Source organism: Rhizobium sp. AB2/73 (genome assembly GCF_020871915.1).
In the GTDB taxonomy this organism is placed as follows: Bacteria; Pseudomonadota; Alphaproteobacteria; order Rhizobiales; family Rhizobiaceae; genus Rhizobium; species Rhizobium dioscoreae.
Map to the genome: position 1 here is coordinate 3,229,197 of NZ_CP067071.1, position 16,430 is coordinate 3,245,626.

The 16,430-nt window shown below is 61.0% G+C and carries 13 protein-coding genes and 1 riboswitch; of the genes, 10 read left to right on the plus strand and 3 right to left on the minus strand.

Features of this window, described 5'->3' with window-relative positions:
* Positions 1 to 148 precede the first annotated feature (148 nt).
* On the plus strand, positions 149 to 718 hold the full coding sequence (gene efp, locus I8E17_RS15875; protein ID WP_069611558.1) for an elongation factor P: 570 nt from the start codon (positions 149 to 151) through the stop codon (positions 716 to 718).
* A 105-nt stretch (positions 719 to 823) separates the two neighbouring features.
* Here the strand turns inward: efp and I8E17_RS15880 are convergent, their stop codons facing one another.
* Complete coding sequence (locus tag I8E17_RS15880; protein ID WP_069611557.1) at positions 824 to 2,674, minus strand: ABC transporter ATP-binding protein/permease; 1,851 nt, start codon at positions 2,672 to 2,674, stop codon at positions 824 to 826.
* A 163-nt stretch (positions 2,675 to 2,837) separates the two neighbouring features.
* Here I8E17_RS15880 and I8E17_RS15885 point away from each other — a divergent pair, with 163 nt between their 5' ends.
* The 9 genes from I8E17_RS15885 to I8E17_RS15925 all read left to right on the plus strand — a co-directional run bounded on the left by I8E17_RS15885 (position 2,838) and on the right by I8E17_RS15925 (position 11,725).
* Positions 2,838 to 3,680: a MoxR family ATPase gene (locus I8E17_RS15885; RefSeq protein ID WP_113367203.1), complete on the plus strand. Its 843-nt coding sequence runs from the start codon at positions 2,838 to 2,840 to the stop codon at positions 3,678 to 3,680.
* Entirely contained in the window at positions 3,680 to 4,102 is a 423-nt protein-coding gene (locus I8E17_RS15890) for an NUDIX domain-containing protein (protein WP_069611555.1), read from the plus strand. The genes I8E17_RS15885 and I8E17_RS15890 overlap by 1 nt, the downstream gene beginning before the upstream one ends.
* Positions 4,103 to 4,182: 80 nt before the next feature.
* Positions 4,183 to 4,260, plus strand: a riboswitch (SAM riboswitch).
* 48 nt (positions 4,261 to 4,308) lie between these two features.
* On the plus strand, positions 4,309 to 5,235 hold the full coding sequence (gene metA / locus I8E17_RS15895) for a homoserine O-succinyltransferase (RefSeq protein WP_069611554.1): 927 nt from the start codon (positions 4,309 to 4,311) through the stop codon (positions 5,233 to 5,235).
* Between the two features lie 3 nt (positions 5,236 to 5,238).
* Entirely contained in the window at positions 5,239 to 6,432 is a 1,194-nt protein-coding gene (locus tag I8E17_RS15900; protein ID WP_113367202.1) for a VWA domain-containing protein, read from the plus strand.
* Positions 6,433 to 6,869: 437 nt separating this feature from the next.
* Positions 6,870 to 7,895, plus strand: a complete 1,026-nt coding sequence (locus tag I8E17_RS15905) for an aldose epimerase family protein (protein ID WP_113367201.1) — start codon at positions 6,870 to 6,872, stop codon at positions 7,893 to 7,895.
* A gap of 121 nt (positions 7,896 to 8,016) precedes the next feature.
* Complete coding sequence (locus I8E17_RS15910; protein ID WP_219511416.1) at positions 8,017 to 8,790, plus strand: GntR family transcriptional regulator; 774 nt, start codon at positions 8,017 to 8,019, stop codon at positions 8,788 to 8,790.
* Positions 8,787 to 9,818 (plus strand): SIS domain-containing protein, encoded by a 1,032-nt coding sequence (locus I8E17_RS15915; RefSeq protein ID WP_113367200.1) that lies wholly within the window; start codon positions 8,787 to 8,789, stop codon positions 9,816 to 9,818. The genes I8E17_RS15910 and I8E17_RS15915 overlap by 4 nt, the downstream gene beginning before the upstream one ends.
* A complete protein-coding gene (nagA, locus tag I8E17_RS15920; protein ID WP_113367199.1) occupies positions 9,818 to 10,975 on the plus strand; it encodes an N-acetylglucosamine-6-phosphate deacetylase in 1,158 nt (385 codons plus the stop codon). Before I8E17_RS15915 ends, nagA begins: the two co-directional genes overlap by 1 nt.
* A gap of 21 nt (positions 10,976 to 10,996) precedes the next feature.
* Complete coding sequence (locus tag I8E17_RS15925) at positions 10,997 to 11,725, plus strand: SIS domain-containing protein (RefSeq protein ID WP_113367198.1); 729 nt, start codon at positions 10,997 to 10,999, stop codon at positions 11,723 to 11,725.
* A gap of 206 nt (positions 11,726 to 11,931) precedes the next feature.
* Here I8E17_RS15925 and I8E17_RS15930 read toward each other — a convergent pair whose 3' ends face one another.
* Together I8E17_RS15930 and I8E17_RS15935 are read right to left on the minus strand one after the other, a co-directional pair.
* Positions 11,932 to 15,108, minus strand: coding sequence for a multidrug efflux RND transporter permease subunit (locus I8E17_RS15930; RefSeq protein WP_112724167.1), 3,177 nt, complete (start codon positions 15,106 to 15,108; stop codon positions 11,932 to 11,934).
* A complete protein-coding gene (locus tag I8E17_RS15935; protein WP_219511504.1) occupies positions 15,105 to 16,280 on the minus strand; it encodes an efflux RND transporter periplasmic adaptor subunit in 1,176 nt (391 codons plus the stop codon). The genes I8E17_RS15930 and I8E17_RS15935 overlap by 4 nt, the downstream gene beginning before the upstream one ends.
* Positions 16,281 to 16,430: the final 150 nt, after the last annotated feature.

Below are 16,430 nucleotides of genomic sequence, written 5' to 3' on the forward strand. Positions count from 1 at the left end.
TAGCTTTCTTCAGGGCACCGGCCGCCTTGGGGGTGGCTATTTCCGTTGATTTAGGGTAGTTGCGCCCCCAAGCAAACAAAAGCTGCGTCTCGGAGAGCATTTCGACAGTCCCTCTACGACGCAAAAGGCAGCGTTACAAGGAAGTCTTATGGTCAAGGTCATCGCCTCTTCGGTCCGCAAGGGCAACGTTCTCGACGTCGACGGCAAGCTCTACGTCGTTCTCACCGCACAGAACTTTCATCCAGGCAAGGGTACGCCGGTCACCCAGGTCGACATGCGCCGCATCGTCGACGGCGTGAAGGTCTCCGAGCGCTGGCGCACTACCGAGCAGGTCGAGCGCGCCTTCGTGGAAGACGTGAACTTCCAGTACCTCTATGAAGACGGCGAAGGCTTCCACTTCATGAACCCGGCCACCTACGACCAGGTCGTCGTCGATGCCGAAACCATGGGCGACCAGAAGGCCTACCTCCAGGAAGGCATGACCTGCATCCTGTCGATCCACGAAGGCGTTCCGCTGGCGCTCGAACTGCCACGCCATGTCACGCTCGAGATCACCGAGACCGAGCCGGTCGTCAAGGGCCAGACGGCATCCTCGTCCTACAAGCCGGCCATGCTCTCGAACGGCGTGCGCACCATGGTTCCGCCGCACATCAACGCCGGCACCCGTGTCGTCATCGCAACGGAAGACAATTCCTACGTCGAGCGCGCCAAGGACTGAGCCTCGGCCACTGCTTGCATGAAGAACGCCTCGTCCTGGTGACGGGGCGTTTTGCGTTTTGGGCGGTTGAAGCAGAAGGGCTACACAAAGACGTATCCCACCGCCTTACGGAGCACTGACCTTTTTCTCATCCGCCTGCATAGCATTGGCGGTTTCAGGAGGCGTTTGCATCTCGGTGCTGTGCTCATGCGGAGCCAGGGCCTGTAGATGCAGGACGCGCGGCGACATGGAATGCATGAAGGCATCGGAGCGTCCGATGTAGATCAGGGTCGCACCTTCCAGTTCGGTGAGCAGAGCAAAGGCCTTCGCCTGAACTTCGGCCTCCAGCCCTTCCATGGCATCGTCGAAGACGATCCATTTCGGCTTTGCGAGCAGCAAATGCGCAAAACCGACGGCTTTCTGCTCTTCGGTATCGAGCAATCGATCCCAGCGAGCCTGCGTATCGAGACGGCTCTTCAGACGGCCAAGCCCTACCTTGTCGATGACGGCATCGACGGCGGCATCGTCATAGGCGTCCCGATCGTCCGGAAAACAGATTGCCTCCCTGAGAGTGCCGGTCGGCACATAGGGCGTGTGCGGAACGAACAGCATGTCGTCCATCGGCGGCAGGCTGACCGTGCCGGAACCACTATACCATTGATGCGCCAGCACCTCGAACAGCAGCCTGCGGTTCACGCCGTGATCGCCGTTGATCATCACATGCTCGCCGGCATTGATCGTGACCGTACCCTCTGCGATCCGGAAGCCGTTTTCGGTCGCCTCGTCGCTGGTCTTCGTCGAAATTTCCAGGTCGGTCCAAACCATCGTTCCCGGTGCCGCCTTCTCAAAGACGAGGGTGTGCGGCATCGGCGTCTTGTCGTCCATCTCCGTCAGCGCCTTGCGGAAATCGGTCACACGCATCAGCGTGGCGCGCCATTCGGCGATCGGGCCAAAATTGGCGACATACCAGCGCAGTGCCGAATTGACCTGATTGAAGGCGCCGACCGCCACCATAAGCTGACCGAAGGTCAGGCCGCCGGAGAAATAGGCGGGCGCGGCAACGAGGATCGGAATGATCAGCACCAGCCAGCCGTAGCCGGCCGAAACCCAGGTGAGATTGGTATTGGCTATGGCAAGCTGACGGATGACGGCAAGCACGGCCGATATGTCGAGATTGATCCGGCGGCGCTCATTCTCCTCGCCGCCGGCAATCGTGATCGCCGGCATATGCTCGTTGGCATGCATGAGCGCAAAGCGCAGTTCGGCCTCTTTCGAATAGCGATCCGCATTCAGTCGCACGAGGCGGCGACCGACGAATTGGCTGAGGAACGATGCCGATCCGGCATAGAGGATCGCCGCCCAGACCATGTAGCCAGGGATGGCAAAATTCATGCCATTGACCTTGAATACCATGCCGCTGGAAAGCTCCCAGAGCACGCCGATGAAGCTGAGCAGCAGGATTGTCGCCTGCACCAGGCCGATGGCAAGCCCCGTCGTGCTTTCCGCGAGATTGCGGGCATCTTCATGCAGGCGCTGGTCGGGATTGACGCCGATCAGTCCGGAAGAGGCAAGCCGAAGCGCGCGCTTGGCCTGCAGCCATTGATTGACGAGATCACGCGCCAGGCCTTCGCGCATATAGAGCGCGGTCATCTGATTGAGCCAGGCCTGGATAACGTTGAGGACCAGAAGCGATCCTGCGATAATTCCGAAGACGCCGAGCTGATGGAAGAAGGCGGAAATGTCGCGTCTCGCCAGCGAATCGTAAAAAGGCGCGTTCCAATTGTTGAGCAGCACCTGGACATAGGCCGTAACCAGGATGATTGCGAAAAGCGCGACGACAAGAAAAATGAGCTTGATGCGGACCGGCGAATTCCAGAACGCGGAAAACATCATCCTCAACCGAAAGAAGAGGCTCAAATCGTATCCGACCTGTTCGTTCCCCTGCACATTCGGCTTGGCTTGCGTATCAACTGCCATCAGCACTTCCCTGCCACGCGTCCCGTCAGTTAATCATGAGCCGCCCTCATGTCCACCCTTGCAATAGATCGGTGGGATCACATTCCTATATACACGGTTTCGCGTCTTGAACCGAATAAGGCCAGCAACTAGCTTGCGCTCGAAAGATTGAGAAAGCCTTCCGATGCAATTTCAGGGAACCGCCGACTATATCGCCGACAAGGATCTGATGGTCGCCGTCAATGCCGCCATAAGACTGGAGCGTCCGCTTCTCGTAAAGGGCGAACCCGGTACGGGCAAGACCGAACTTGCACGCCAGGTGGCGGCCGCGCTCGACCTCGATCTTATCGAGTGGAATGTCAAATCGACGACGAAGGCCCAGCAAGGTCTCTACGAATATGATGCGGTTTCACGTCTGCGTGACAGCCAGCTCGGCGACGTCAGAGTTCATGATGTCAGGAATTATATCCGCCAAGGCAAGCTCTGGCAGGCCTTCACCTCGCCGAAGAAGTGCGTGCTGCTGATCGACGAGATCGACAAAGCCGATATCGAATTCCCGAACGATCTCCTGCAGGAACTCGACCGCATGGAATTCCATGTCTACGAGACCGGGGAGACGATCCGGGCCGCGATCCGCCCGATCGTCATCATCACCTCGAACAACGAGAAAGAACTGCCGGACGCCTTCCTGCGCCGCTGTTTCTTCCACTATATCCGCTTTCCCGACATGGGGACGCTGACGCGCAGCGTCGAGGTACATTATCCCGGCATCAAGCAGGCGCTCGTTCACGCGGCACTGACGCAATTCTTCGAAATCCGCGACGTGCCGGGCCTTAAAAAGAAGCCATCGACCTCCGAAGCGCTTGACTGGATTCGCCTGCTGGTCGCAGACGATATCGATCCCGAAACGCTGCGCGCCGATGCGAAGAACGCGTTGCCGAAACTGCATGGCGCACTGCTGAAGAACGAGCAGGATGTGCACCTTTTCGAACGGCTGGCCTTCATGGCGCGAGGGCAAGGGAAGTGATGCGGCCGGATGCCGTCAAGGTCTTGATCTATGCCGTTCGGGATGGGCATCTGCTTGTCTTCGATGAGCCAGATTTTCCCACTGTCCAGATCCAGGTTCCTGGCGGCACGGTCGAATCCGGTGAGGACATTGTAGCGGCCGCGGCGCGCGAATTCGAGGAGGAGACCGGTTTTGCGCCACACGAACTCTATTCGCTGGGCGTTCACGACTACCATTTCGAAAAGAACGGCCGCGATTACCATCACCAACGGCACTATTTCCGCTGCCATATCTCCGAACGAGCACCTGCCACTTGGCTTCACTACGAAATGACGCCTTTCGACGGTGGCGACCCGATCGGCTTCCGCTTCTTCTGGCTACCGATCGAAGCTGCCAGGCATCGCCTGGGTTACGGCATGGAAGCCCTCCTTGAATATCTGTAGGCCACATCGCGCCTCCGAGCTCAGCCCCGGACTTTCCCCGGCGCTTGCCCCATTGACCCGCCGGAATGACAGGTTTATGAAATTCCCCTCGTGGTGATTTGGCCGGCCGGCTTGCAGCCACGTTAAATAAGTCGCTAAAGGGCCGCGTGCGGACCGGTAGCGATTCATGATCGCGGCCGGTTTTTTTGTATTTGGCGAGTGAAACGATGCCCATCAAGATTCCCGATACGCTCCCCGCGTTTGAAACCCTCCAGAACGAGGGTGTGCGGGTGATGACCGAAACGGTGGCGTTCCGACAGGATATCCGCCCCCTTCAGATCGGGCTTCTCAACCTCATGCCGAATAAGATCAAGACCGAGATCCAGATGGCGCGCCTCGTCGGCGCATCGCCGCTGCAGGTGGAGTTTTCGCTGGTGCGCGTTGGCGGCCACAAGGCCAAGAACACCTCGCAGGAGCATCTGCTCGCTTTCTACGAGACGTGGGAAGAAGTGAAGCACCGTAAGTTCGACGGCTTCATCATAACCGGCGCGCCGATCGAGCTGCTGGAATATGAGGACGTCACCTACTGGAACGAGATGCAGGAGATATTGGACTGGACGGCCACCAACGTCCATTCGACGATGAACGTCTGCTGGGGCGCCATGGCGGCGATCTACCATTTCCACAAGGTCCCGAAATATACGCTGACGGAAAAGGCTTTTGGCGTCTATCGCCACCAGAACCTGAAGCCCTCCTCGGTCTATCTCAACGGCTTCTCCGACGATTTCGCCATTCCGGTGTCTCGCTGGACGGAAGTGCGCCGCGCCGACATCGAAAAAGTGCCTGGACTGGAAATACTGATGGACTCGAGCGAGATGGGCGTCTGTCTCGTGCACGAACAGGCTTGCAACCGGCTCTACATGTTCAATCACGTGGAGTATGATTCCACGTCGCTGGCGGACGAGTATTTCCGGGATGTGAATGCGGGCGTGCCGATCAAGATGCCGCACAACTACTTCCCGCATAACGATCCGGAAATTCCTCCGCAAAACCGGTGGCGCAGCCATGCGCACCTGTTCTTCGGCAACTGGATCAACGAGATCTATCAGACCACGCCGTATGATCTGGAGGAGATCGGCCAGGAAAGGACTTGAGGCTTGTTCATTCCCTTCTTCCTGAAACTCAAGGAAGCGAAGGTGCCGGTGACGCTCCGGGAATTCCTGTCGCTGCTCGAGGGAATGGAAGAAGGGATTGCCGATTACGACGTCGAGGCCTTCTACTATCTGGCCCGCGCGACGCTGATCAAGGACGAGCGCTTCATCGACCGCTTCGACCAGATCTTCGCCGACTATTTCCGCGGCGTCGAGGCGATCGGCGGCAATGCCGATGGAGAAGCGGTGGAGCCGACCGCCATTCCCGAGGAATGGCTGCGCAAGCTTGCCGAGCGGCATCTGACCGAAGAGGAAAGACGGCAGATCGAGGCAATCGGCGGCTTCGACAAGCTGATGCAGACGCTGCGCGAGCGCCTGGCCGAGCAGAGGGGCCGGCATCAGGGCGGCTCCAAATGGATCGGCACATCAGGCACCTCGCCCTTCGGCGCCTACGGCTACAATCCGGAAGGCGTGCGCATCGGCCAGGAAACCTCGCGCCATCGCCGGGCGGTCAAGGTCTGGGATCGGCGCGACTTCCAGAATCTCGACGACGGCGTTGCACTCGGCACCCGCAACATCAAGGTGGCGCTGAAACGCCTGCGCCGCTGGGTGCGCGAAGGAGCGGCCGAGGAATTGGACCTCTCCGGCACCATCCGCTCCACCGCGGAGCATGGCTATCTCGATGTCCAGACACGGCCGGAACGCCGCAACGCCGTCAAGCTTCTGATGTTCTTCGATGTCGGCGGCTCGATGGACGACCATATCCGCGTCGTGGAGGAACTCTTCTCCGCCGCCCGCGCGGAGTTTCGCCACATGGAGTATTTCTACTTCCACAATTGCCTCTACGAGGGCGTGTGGAAGGACAATCGCCGGCGGCGCGTCGACATCACGGCAACGACCGACCTCATCCGCACCTTCGGCGCCGACTACCGCGTGGTTTTCGTCGGCGATGCCTCCATGAGCCCCTATGAGATCACCCAAGCCGGAGGCTCGGTGGAGCATTGGAACAAGGAAGCGGGTGAGGTCTGGATCGCCCGCATGACCGGCCATTTCCGCAAATGCATCTGGATCAACCCCGTGCCGGAAAGCTATTGGGGCCATACCACCTCGATCTCAATCATCCGCCGTCTGATGAGCGACCGCATGTACGCCCTGACGCTTGGCGGGCTGGAGAAGGCGACAAGGGAATTGTCGCGCTAACATCAAGCTTCCTCCGCGCTTAGCCCCTCACCCCGGCCCTCTCCCCGTTTTGACGGGGAGAAGGTGGCCCGAAGGGTCGGATGAGGGGGTTATCGATTTGAATTCATGGATTTTTGTGGTCTTGGCGGGCACCCCCTCATCCGCCTGGCGGCACCTTCTCCCCGCTGGGGAGAAGGGGGACAGCGGCGATCTCCGCTCATATGCGATACCCCTGCCGCAAGCGGGGAGAGGGTTAGGGTGAGGAGCCGTTACAGAAACCGCCCGCTCTGTCACAGGCATTGCATACTTCCGGCGCAGCGTGCGTCTCGAAAGAAAGCCGGACGGAGCCTTGATCCCCCTCTGCTTACCTCTAAATTTCGCCATCGAACTGGTTGCGGAACGGCGCGAATGGAGGCAGGGTCTGGCCTCACATACTCAAAAGCAATGGATGAGCTGATATGACGGAAAGCACTTTGCAGCGGGAACATTTTGGGATGACGGCGGATGGGGATACCGTCTATCGCGTCAAGATCGTCGGTGGCGGCCTGACGGCCCATATCATGTCATGGGGCGCGGTCATCCAGGACCTTCGCCTTGATGGCCATGAGCCGGCGCTCCTGCTCGGCTTCGACAATTTTGCCGATTATCCCCTCCATTCCTCCTATTTCGGCGCCACGCCCGGCCGCTGCGCCAACCGCATCGGCGCCGGTCGCTTCACGCTTGATGGTAAGCAGTATCAGCTGGAGCTCAACGAAAAGGGCGTCACCCACCTGCACGGCGGCAAGGACAATATCGCCAAGCGCAACTGGACCATCGTCGAGCATAGTACCGACCGCGTCGTCCTGAAGATCGTCGATCCCGATGGCCGCGCCGGCTATCCCGGCAATTGCACGATACAGGCGACCTATTGGGTCCATGGCAACGGCGAATTGTCGGTCACCTACGAATCCACAACCGACCAGCCGACGCTCGCCAATGTCTGCCAGCACGCCTATTTCAATCTCGACGGCCGCGACGATGCCCTCGGCCACGACATCATGATCGCCGCCGATCACTACACACCGACCGATGACAAGCAGGTGCCGACCGGCGAGATCCGCTCCGTCGAAGGCTCTGTCTTCGATTTCCGCGAGATGGCGCCGATGAAGCGCTTCGAAGGAAGCGAGCAGGCGCTTTACGACCACAATTTCTGCCTCTCGCCCGAGCGTACCGCCAAGCGGTCCGTGGTCCTTGCCCGCAGCGTCAATTCCGGCGTCTCGCTCGAGGTGCGCACCACCGAGCCCGGCGTGCAGTTTTATACCGGTTTCAAGCTGGACGTGCCGGTTCCCGGCCATGACGGCCGCAAGATCGGCCCGTTTGCCGGTTTCTGCCTGGAAACGCAAGTCTGGCCCGACGCGATCAACCACCAAGGCTTCCCCAATGCCGTGCTCCGCCCGGGCGAGGTATTGCGGCAGGAAACGGATTACATCTTCACCAAGAACTGAGCTGGGAACGCCGGCTTTCCTAAATTTCGGCCGGGCGTCCAAAGCGCCCGGCCGATTCTTTTTTGCGATGCGACCAGATTCACCTTGTGAATTGGTTCTAAATAGGTTCTATATAGACACTATGGATAGAACCAGTTTGATCCTTGAATTGAACAATCGCGGTTTGAGCGACGAGACCGCGAGCGGACCGCTTTACAAGCGCCTGGCGCAGGCGCTGACCGGCCTCATCCAGGAAGGTTTGCTGAAGCCGGGCACGGCGTTGCCGGGCGAGCGAGACTTAGCCGGAGCGTTGGAAATCGGCCGCGTCACGGTGCGTACCGCCTATCGCGATCTCCTCGCCTCGGGTGTCATCGAATCCCGCCACGGCAGCGGTACCTTCGTCTCGCAGCATGTCGAGCGCATCGAGCAACCGCTCTGGCGCCTCTCCTCCTTCTCCGCCGACATGCGCTCGCGCGGCCGCGAACCGGCGGCACGCATCCTGTCACGCACCGTCAGCGCACCGGCGCCGGAGGAATCGTTCCTGCTCGGCCTCAGCCTTGATGAGCCCGTGTTGCGGCTCGACCGACTGCGCCTGGCGGATGGCCAGCCACTCGCCATCGAGCGCGCCGTCGTTCCCATCAAGTTTCTGGGCGAAAATGCCATATCCGAAGGATCGCTATATGACGCCCTTGCTGCCAAGGGTTTCAAGCCGGTGCGTGCCCAGCAAAGGCTGACCGCTGTGACGCTCGACCCGACCTCCGCCTCGATCCTGACCGTGAAGGCCGGCGCGCCGGCGCTTCTGATCGAACGCGTCTCCCGCCTGGCCGACCAGCGCGTCGTTGAATATACCCGCTCGCATTATCGCGGCGATGCCTATGATTTTGTTGCTGAATTGAGAATTGGAGATGACCTATGAGCGAGACCCAATCCCTGATGCTGACGGAAGCCAGCCAATCGCCCGAGGTGGTTGCGACGCTGCTTGAAAAGGAAAAACCCGCTTTCGCCGAGATCGCAAAGCTCTTCTCGACCGGTCGTCCATCGCTGATCACGACGGCCGCGCGCGGCTCTTCCGACCATGCCGCTACTTTCTTCAAATATCTCTTCGAAATCTCCTGCGGCATCCCGGTCGCCTCCGTCGGCCCATCGATCGCCTCCGTCTATGGCGCACCGCTGCATCTGAAGGGCGGCATCCACTTCACCGTCTCCCAGTCCGGCGGCAGCCCCGACATCATCGCCCTGCAGGCCGCTGCCAAGAAGGGTGGCGCCACCACGATCGCCGTGGTCAACGTCACCGACAGCCCGCTCGCCAAGGAAGCCGACATCGTGCTCGGCCTCAATGCTGGCAAGGAACAGAGCGTCGCTGCGACAAAATCCTTCATCGCCTCTGTTGCCGCCCTTGCTGGCGTGACGGCGACGATTTCGCAGGATAAGGCGCTTGTTGATGGCCTTGCCAAACTGCCGGAAGCGCTTGCCGCCACCTCGGGCATCGACGGCAAGGCGGCGGAGGATGTGCTTTTCAATGCCTCCTCGCTCTATACCGGCGGGCGCGGCCCCGCCTTCGCCATCGCACTGGAAGCAGCTCTGAAGGCCAAGGAAACCGCCGGCCTGCACGCCGAAGCCTTCTCGCTGGCCGAACTCATGCACGGCCCGATGCGCCTCGTGCAGCCGGGATTCCCGATCGTCGCCTTCTCGCCCGACGATGCTGCCTTTGCCAACAATGCACAGGCGCTCGAACGCCTGCAGAAGCTCGGCGCCACCGCCGTCTCCTTCTCGACCGCACCGCTTGCCGGCATCAACCTGCGCATGCCGACAACGGGTAACGGCCTGCTCGATCCGCTGGTATCGCTGCTGTGCTACTATCGCCTCATAGAGTCGGTGACACGTCGCAAGGGTTTCGATCCGGACAAGCCGGCTAATCTTCTCAAGGTAACGGAGACCATGTGATGGATTACAAGGTCTTTACCGGCGCCCGCATCTTCGATGGCGACCGGTTTCACGAGGATAGCGCATTGGTGATCGGTAATGGCCGTATCCATGCCATTACCGGTGCCAATGATGTGCCCGACAATGCCGAAACAATCGCGTTGAACGGCGGTGTGCTTGCTCCCGGCTTCATCGATGCGCAGGTAAACGGCGGCGGCGGCCGCATGCTGAATGACGAGCCCTCGGCCGACTCCATGTATATGATCGCCGCAGGACATCGCCCCTACGGTACGACATCGCTACTGCCGACGCTGATCACCGATGTCGCGGCCGCGAGCGCGGCAGCGATCGAAGGCGCGATAGAGGCGGTGAAAGCCAATCGCGGCGTCGCCGGATTGCATCTGGAAGGCCCGCATCTGGCGCCGGCCCGCAAGGGCGCGCATCTTGCCGAGCTGATGCGTCCCGTCGAAGACAGTGATGTCCGGACCTTCATCCGCGCCCGCGAGGCGATCGGCACCTTGCTGGTGACGATTGCGGCCGAGCAGGTCACCGAGCGGCAGGTGCAGGCACTCACCGAAGGCGGCGTCATCGTCAGCATCGGCCATAGCGATTGCACGGCGGAGGCCGCCGATGCGCGTTTCGATGCCGGTGCGCGCGGCGTTACCCATCTTTTCAACGCCATGAGCCAGATGGGCCATCGCGCACCCGGTCTCGTCGGTGCGGCGATCGATCACCCTGCCCCCTGGTGCGGCATCATCGCGGACGGCCATCATGTCGATCCGATAGCGCTACGCGTCGCGCTGCGTGCAAAGCGCGGTGAAGGCCGGCTGTTCTTCGTCACGGATGCCATGTCGCTCGTCGGCACCGATCTTCCGAGCTTTACGCTGAACGGCCGCACGGTCTATCGCACCAAAGGCGGCTATTGCTCTAAGCTGACGCTCGATGACGGCACGCTGGCGGGCTCCGATGTCGATATGGCCTCCACCATCCGCTACGGCGTCAATATTCTCGAGCTGCCGCTGGCTGAGGCCCTGCGCATGGCGACGTCCTATCCCGCCCGCTTCCTGCGGCTTACCGACCGCGGCCATCTGACGCCGGGAACCCGCGCCGATCTCGTCCACATCAACGACGCCATCGAAGTCACCGAAACATGGATCTCCGGCCAGCCTTCGGCCTAAAATTTGAAAAGGAGGCTCGGCATGACCGCAGTCACGGACAGCTATTTCACCGCCCTCATCGGCCGGCTGGAAACCTTGCGTGAAACGCTGGCCGAGCCTATGTCCAGGGCTTCGGCCGCCATTTGCGCGGCCGCACGCGCCGATCGCCGCGTCTATGTCTTCGGCACCGGCCACTCGCACATGCTGGCCGAGGAGGTACATTATCGCGCCGGCGGCCTCGCCTTCACCATCCCCGTGCTGGTGGGCTCTGCCATGCTGCATGAAGGCGCCGTCATCAGCTCGGTCTATGAGCGCACCGAAGGACTTATCCGCCCGGTCTTCGAACGCTATGGCATGCAGCCGGGCGACGTGCTGGTCATCGCCTCCAATTCCGGTGTCAACGCCGCGCCGATCGAGGCCGCCGACTATGGCCGCGAAATCGGCGCGACAGTCATCGCCATCACATCGCTCGCTTATTCGGCCGCCATCGCCAATGGACGCCGGAGACTGGCTGATATCGCCGATATCGTGCTGGACAACGGCTTGCCGCCGGGCGATGCCATGATCGAGCTGCCGGGCACGGAGCTGAAGGTCGGGCCGGCCTCGACAGCCGTCGGCGCCACGGTGCTGAACGCCATCTTCGCCGATGTCGCTGCCGAACTCTGCAAGGATGGCAATCCCCCCGTCTACCTCAGCGCCAACATGCCGGGCGCCAAGGAAACCAACCAGCAGCTGGTCAGGAAATACCGGCCTCGCAACCCGCATCTCTAAAGCGATTCCAGGAACGTGCGCAGCGGCTTTCCGTCCGGGATTGCGTGAAAACAAAGAGATAGAGCGGCTCTGACTCAGTGAAAAACTGAACCGCTCTCAGGTGCTACCGGAAAGCTCTTGGCAGCTTCCTATCTGAAACCCCGAAAAAACAATGGGATAGGGAGGCTGAGCGTTTCCCGTGAAACACCCAGCCGCTTCGTCAGGCATCATTGTGCCGCAGCATCGGTGGCCGAAGGCTCCTGCGCGGCTTCCGCCTGCTTGCGCCGCCGGCGCAGGACGACATAGAAAACCGGCGTCAGGAAAAGGCCGAACAGCGTCACGCCGAGCATGCCGGAAAAGACGGCGGTGCCGAGCGATTGCCGCATTTCCGCGCCCGGACCAGTTGCGATCATCAGCGGCACGACACCGAAGATGAAGGCGAAGGCCGTCATCAGGATCGGACGCAGACGCAGGTGGCTGGCCTCGATGGCCGCCTCGACGGCGCTCTTTCCCTCAGCCTGCGCTTGTCGGGCAAACTCCACGATCAGGATCGCGTTCTTGGCCGCAAGGCCTATCAGCACGATAAGCCCGATCTGCGTGAGGATATTGTTGTCCATCCCCCTCAGATGCACGCCGATCAGCGCCGCCAGAACCGCCAGGGGCACGATGAGAATAATCGCAAGCGGCAGGATCCAGCTTTCATATTGTGCCGACAGCGCCAGGAAGACGAAGATGACCGACAGGGCGAAGATATAGATCGCGGTATTGCCGGTATGCTTTTCCTGATAGGCAAGCTCTGTCCATTCGAAGGTCGTGCCCGAAGGCAGGAGGTTCTTTGCTATCCCTTCCATGATGTCGAGGGCCGAGCCGGTGGAGACGCCCGGCCCCGGATTGCCCTGCACGGGAACCGAGACATACATGTTATAGCGCTGCACCAGCGTCGGCCCGGTCGTATCCCGGATATCGACCAGCGTACCGAGCGGCACGAGCGCTCCGGTCGCCGAGCGCACCTTCAGCGCCAGAATATCCTCACGGTCCATGCGATATTGCTGATCGGCCTGCGCCCGCACCTGATAAACGCGGCCGAAGGCGTTGAAGTCGTTGACATAGGATGTGCCGAGATTGATCGACAGCGTCTCGAAGATATTCGGGATCGGCACATTGAGCGCCCGCGCCTTGTCGCGGTCGATCGCCAGGAAATATTGCGGGCTGTTGGCCGAGAAGGTGGTGAAGACGCCGCTGACGCCCTTATTCTGCGCGGCAACGCCCATCATCTGATAGGCGAGCGGCAGGATGCGGCGCATGTCAGCATTTTCCCGGTCCATGATCTGCATCTTGAAGCCGCCGGAATTGCCGATGCCACGGATCGACGGCGGCGGAATGGCGATGATGAAAGCCTCCTCGATGCCCTGCAGGCTGCCGAAGAGCTGGCCGATGATCTTGGTGGCCGTGTCGCCGCTCTTCAACCGCTCCTCAAATGGCTTGAACGGCGTGAAGATGACACCCGAATTCGAGGCATTGGTGAAGGTTGCACCGTTAAAGCCGGCAAAGGCGACCGCATTGGCGATGCCGGGCGTCTTGTTGATGATATCGGTCGCCTTCTGGATGACGGCGTTGGTACGGGCCAGCGAGGCGCCGTCCGGTAGCTGCACGACGACGATGGCATAGCCCTGGTCCATGGTGGGAACGAAGCCCTGCGGCACGATTCGACCCATATACCATGTGCCGGCCAACAGACCGGCAAAGACGAGAAGCGCGCAGGCGAGAGCCGCCCACGTCGTGACGAGGTGACGGACGATCCAGGAATAGCCGCGGCTCATTCGCTCGAAACCCCGGTTGAACCCGTCACCCAGGGCACGGCCGAAGCGCGCGAAGATATTGTTGGATTTCTCGTGGCTGTGCGGACGAAGGACAATCGCGGCGATCGCCGGCGAGAGCGTCAGCGAGTTCAGACAGGAAATCGCCGTCGCGACCGAGATCGTCACCGCGAACTGCCGGTAGAACTGCCCGGAAATGCCGGGAATGAAGGCTGTCGGCACGAAGACCGCAATCAGCACCAGCGAGATTGCGAGCACGGCCGTACCGACCTCGTTCATCGTCACATGTGACGCCTCTTTCGGCGTCATGCCGAGTGCGAGGTTGCGCTCGACATTCTCCACCACCACGATCGCATCGTCGACGACGATACCGATGGCGAGCACCAGGCCGAACAGTGTCAGCATGTTCAGCGAGAAGCCGAAGGCGAGCAGGAAGGCGAAAGTGCCGATTAGCGAAACGGGGATTGCGACAATCGGAATGATCGCCGTTCGCCAGGATTGCAGGAAAACCAGCACAACGATGGCGACGAGAACCGCCGCCTCGAAGATCGTCTTGTAGACCTCGTGGATCGACTCGGCGATGAACTCCGTCGGGTTGTAGATGATGCGGTATTCCAGCCCCTGCGGAAAATCCTGCGACAAGTCCTCCATGGTCTTCTGGATATCGGCGGCGGCGGCGAGCGCATTGGTACCGGGCCGGGCAAAGACGCCGAGCGCCACCGCCGGGCTGCCGTTCAGATAGCTGTTGGTGACGTAATCCTGAGCGCCGAGCTCGATGCGCGCAACATCCTGCAACTGCACGAGACGACCGTTGCCGGTTGCCTTGACGATGACGTAGCGGAATTGCCGTGCGTCGGAAAAGCGCCCCTGGGTCGTGACGGTGTATTGGAAGGCGTTGGTGCCCGAAACCGGCGGCCCGCCGATCGCGCCGCCCGACACCTGCACGTTCTGATCGCGCAGCGCCTGCACGATATCGCCGGCAGTCATGCCGTAAGCGGCAAGCTTTTCCGGATCCAGCCAGATGCGCAGCGAATATTGCCGCTCGCCGAAGAGCTGCACGTCGCCGACACCGTCCAGACGGACAAGAATGTCGCGGATGCGCGTACGCGCATAGTTGGAAATGTAGAGCTGGTCGTAGCGATTGTTCGGCGAGAGGAGATGCACGACCATCATCAGATCGGGCGAGCTCTTGACCGTCGTAATGCCGATGCGGCGGACGTCGTCGGGCAGGCGCGGCTCGGCGATGGCGACGCGGTTCTGCACCAGCACCTGCGCCTTGTCGAGATCGGTGCCGAGCTTGAAGGTGACCGTCAGCGACATGGAGCCGTCGGCACTGGAATAGGAGGACATGTAGAGCATGTCCTCGACGCCGTTGACCTCCTGCTCGATCGGTGTCGCCACCGTATCGGCGATAGTCTGTGCGTCGGCGCCGGGATAGGAGGTGCGAATGACGATGGTGGGAGGCGCAACCTCGGGATACTGCGCTACCGGCAATTGGAAATAGGCGATGCCGCCGACGATCAGCAGCACGATGGAGAGGACCGATGCGAAAATCGGCCGATCGACGAAGAAGTGGGAAAACCTCATTGGCTGGTCCCCTGTGCATCGGCCTGGGCCGGCGGCTCGTCGTTCGTCGCCTGCTGCGGCAGCTCGATCAGCTGCGGTGTCACCTTGGCGCCGGGCCGGATCCGCATCAGCCCGTTGACGACGATCGTCTCGTCGCCGGTCATGCCGTCACGGATGACGCGATAGCCATAGAGCTTCGGCCCGAGGCGCACCGGCTTCGGCGTGATATTGCCGGCGGTATCGGCGACATAGACGACGCGCTGATTCTGGTCCGAGCCGATAGCTTCGTCGGGGATCAGGATCGCCTTGTAGCTGTTCGAGCCTTGCACCTGAACGCGTCCGAACAGGCCGGGCTGCAGGATGAGATCAGGGTTCGGGAAGCGGGCGCGGACACGGATCGTGCCGGTTTCGTTGTCGACGCGGTTTTCGGCGAAATCGAGCTTGCCCTTGAACGGCTTCTGGCGGGAATTGGCGATGGTCACGGTCACATCCAGCCCGCCGCCGCCCTGCTGCAGGGCACTGCCGTTCTTACGAGCCTCATCGGCATAGGAGAGCAGCCGGCGCTCGTCGACGTCGAAATAGAAATCGATGGGGTCGAGCGACACGATGGTCGTCAGCACGGTCTGGTCGGCCTGCACGAGATTGCCGACGGAAATCAGCCGGCGGTCGATGCGGCCGCTGAGCGGTGCAGTGATCTTGGTGAAATCCATGTCGAGATTGGCGCGATCGACAGCGGCCTGCGCACCACGCACATTCGCTTCGGCGGAAACGAGATCGCGGCGGCGGTCGTCGAGGGTTGACGCCGACTGGCTACCCGTTGTCGACAGCGATTGCGCGCGCTTGAATTGTGCATCGGCGAGCGTCAGCGACGACTTCGCGACTTCCAGCGAGGCCGTCGCTTCGTTCAGTGCGGTCACGAATGGCCGCTGGTCGATAACGAAAAGCAGATCGCCCTGCTTGACCATGGCGCCATCCTTGAAATGCACTTCCTGCAGATAGCCGCCGACCCGCGAGCGCACGGAAACTTCATCGACCGCCTGGAAGCGCCCGATGAACTCGTCGCTGTCGACAACATCGCGAACGATGGGCTTGGCAACCGTAACGGGCGGAGCCGGCGGCGCACCCTGCGCCAGCGCCTGGACGCCCGAGAAAACGGCAAGAATACAGCTGAACAAAACGGCACGCGGCAGCATCGGCATGAAGCCCCCCTCGAAAAACCGCATGCGGCATCAGGCGCCGTCATCACGGTAAGCGCTCACAAAATTTGTCTGCAACTTTCTACGAAGAACCTGTCGCCATCAGGCGCAGTGAACCCAGGTCGCTTCGGACTTCCCCAACTTGCG